This is a genomic window from Rhodococcus sp. 105337 (assembly GCF_012844225.1).
Classification (GTDB): domain Bacteria; phylum Actinomycetota; class Actinomycetes; order Mycobacteriales; family Mycobacteriaceae; genus Rhodococcus.
Genome location: NZ_JABAGQ010000024.1, coordinates 1 through 2703, shown reverse-complemented (window position 1 = coordinate 2703; position 2703 = coordinate 1). Strand labels below are relative to the sequence as shown.

2 rRNA genes are annotated in these 2703 nt (G+C 55.8%); both read right to left on the bottom strand.

The features are described from left to right. Positions 1-7: 7 nt before the first annotated feature. Positions 8-124, bottom strand: a 5S ribosomal RNA gene (gene rrf, locus HF886_RS20785). 97 nt (positions 125-221) lie between these two features. Further along, positions 222-2703: ribosomal RNA gene (locus HF886_RS20780) — 23S ribosomal RNA — on the bottom strand; the annotation flags it as partial.

Sequence of the window (2703 nt, the reverse complement as noted above, 5' to 3'; positions counted from 1 at the left end):
AACGGGTGTTCGGCGGTGTCCTACTCTCCCACACCCTGTCGAGTGCAGTACCATCGGCGCAATGGGGCTTAGCTTCCGGGTTCGGAATGGGACCGGGCGTTTCCCCCACGCTATAACCACCGTAACTCTATGAAACTCCACGCACACACCCCCACCCCAAAGGGAAAGAAGTGCATGTGTGTGCTGTTTCAGAAACCGCACAGTGGACGCGTAGCACCTTCGTTAGAAAGTCCTCGGCCTATTAGTACCAGTCACCTCCATGCGTTACCGCACTTCCAGTTCTGGCCTATCAACCCGGTGGTCTGCCGGGGGCCTTACCCCCTCGAGGGGGTGAGAAACCTCATCTTGGAACAGGCTTCCCGCTTAGATGCTTTCAGCGGTTATCCCTTCCGAACGTAGCCAACCAGCAGTGCCCCTGGCGGGACAACTGGCACACCAGAGGTTCGTCCGTCCCGGTCCTCTCGTACTAGGGACAGCCTTCCTCAAGTTTCTAACGCGCGCGGCGGATAGAGACCGAACTGTCTCACGACGTTCTAAACCCAGCTCGCGTGCCGCTTTAATGGGCGAACAGCCCAACCCTTGGGACCTACTCCAGCCCCAGGATGCGACGAGCCGACATCGAGGTGCCAAACCATCCCGTCGATATGGACTCTTGGGGAAGATCAGCCTGTTATCCCCGGGGTACCTTTTATCCGTTGAGCGACACCGCTTCCACATGCCGGTGCCGGATCACTAGTCCCGACTTTCGTCCCTGCTCGACTTGTCAGTCTCACAGTCAAGCTCCCTTGTGCACTTGCACTCAACACCTGATTGCCAACCAGGCTGAGGGAACCTTTGGGCGCCTCCGTTACATTTTGGGAGGCAACCGCCCCAGTTAAACTACCCACCAGGCACTGTCCCTGAACCAGATCATGGTCCGAGGTTAGATATCCAATACGATCAGAGTGGTATTTCAACAACGACTCCACAGTAACTGGCGTCACCGCTTCACAGTCTCCCACCTATCCTACACAAACCGAACCGAACACCAATACCAAGCTATAGTGAAGGTCCCGGGGTCTTTTCGTCCTGCCGCGCGTAACGAGCATCTTTACTCGTAATGCAATTTCGCCGAGTCTGTGGTTGAGACAGCAGAGAAGTCGTTACGCCATTCGTGCAGGTCGGAACTTACCCGACAAGGAATTTCGCTACCTTAGGATGGTTATAGTTACCACCGCCGTTTACTGGGGCTTAAATTCTCAGCTTCGCCACCGAAGTGACTAACCGGTCCTCTTAACCTTCCAGCACCGGGCAGGCGTCAGTCCGTATACATCGTCTTACGACTTCGCACGGACCTGTGTTTTTAGTAAACAGTCGCTTCTCTCTGGTCTCTGCGACCACACCCAGCTCAGGAAGTAAATTCCATCACCAGACATGGTCCCCCTTCTCCCGAAGTTACGGGGGCATTTTGCCGAGTTCCTTAACCACAGTTATCTCGATCGCCTTAGTATTCTCTACCTGACCACCTGTGTCGGTTTGGGGTACGGGCCGTGTGAAAGCTCGCTAGAGGCTTTTCTCGGCAGCATAGGATCATGGAATTCCCCTCAACGGGTACGCATCACCTCTCAGGCTATATGCGACACGGATTTACCTATGTCACGCCCTACAGGCTTACACCAGTATTACCACTGACTGGCCCCACTACCTTCCTGCGTCACCCCATCGCTTGACTACTACCACCGAAGGTCCCGTGCATCCAATCCCAGATCCCCCGAAGGGAAAAAGGAACCTTCTGGACGGTTAGTACCGATGATTCATCATGGGCGCGTTCACACGGGTACGGGAATATCAACCCGTTGTCCATCGACTACGCCTGTCGGCCTCGCCTTAGGTCCCGACTCACCCTGGGCGGATTAACCTGGCCCAGGAACCCTTGGTCATTCGGCGGACGAGTTTCTCACTCGTCTTTCGCTACTCATGCCTGCATTCTCACTCGCATGGCCTCCACACCTAGGTCACCCCGATGCTTCCATGGCCACACGACGCTCCCCTACCCATCCACACCACTGCACACACTTCCGTAGAAACATGCGGGTGTTATGTGAATGCCGCGGCTTCGGCGGTGTACTTGAGCCCCGCTACATTGTCGGCGCAGAACCACTTGACCAGTGAGCTATTACGCACTCTTTCAAGGGTGGCTGCTTCTAAGCCAACCTCCTGGTTGTCTCAGCGATCCCACATCCTTTTCCACTTAGTACACGCTTAGGGGCCTTAGCCGGCGATCTGGGCTGTTTCCCTCTCGACTACGAAGCTTATCCCCCGCAGTCTCACTGCCGCGCTCTCACTCACCGGCATTCGGAGTTTGGCTGATTTCGGTAAGCTTGTGGGCCCCCTAGACCATCCAGTAGCTCTACCTCCGGTGAGAAACACGCGACGCTGCACCTAAATGCATTTCGGGGAGAACCAGCTATCACGGAGTTTGATTGGCCTTTCACCCCTACCCACAACTCATCCCCTCAGTTTTCAACCTAAGTGGGTTCGGGCCTCCACGACGTCTTACCGTCGCTTCACCCTGGCCATGGGTAGATCACTCCGCTTCGGGTCTAGAACATGCCACTGCAACGCCCTATTCGGACTCGCTTTCGCTACGGCTACCCCACACGGGTTAACCTCGCGACATGCCGCTAACTCGCAGGCTCATTCTTCAAAAGGCACGCCATCACC